Source organism: Herbidospora sp. NBRC 101105 (assembly GCF_030269205.1).
Taxonomy (GTDB): Bacteria; Actinomycetota; Actinomycetes; order Streptosporangiales; family Streptosporangiaceae; genus Herbidospora; species Herbidospora solisilvae.
Genome location: NZ_BSSX01000034.1, coordinates 1 through 280, shown reverse-complemented (window position 1 = coordinate 280; position 280 = coordinate 1). Strand labels below are relative to the sequence as shown.

Genomic DNA, 280 nt, shown 5'->3' with positions numbered 1-280 from the left:
AGTATTCTCTACCTGACCACCTGAGTCGGTTTAGGGTACGGGCCGCCATGACACTCACTAGAGGCTTTTCTCGGCAGCATAGGATCACCCACTTCGCCACAATCGGCTCGGCATCACACCTCAGACTAATAGAGCGCGGATTTGCCTACGCTCCGTCCTACATGCTTACCCCGGGACTACCATCGCCCGGGCTGGGCTACCTTCCTGCGTCACCCCATCGTTTACCTACTACCAGATCAGGTCCAGCGTTCCCTTGAAAGAAACCCGAAGGAATCAAACA

Annotated in this window: 1 rRNA gene; it reads right to left on the bottom strand. The window is 55.4% G+C overall.

The features are described 5' to 3' along the window. Nucleotides 1-280 (bottom strand): 23S ribosomal RNA (locus QSK34_RS37680); the annotation flags it as partial.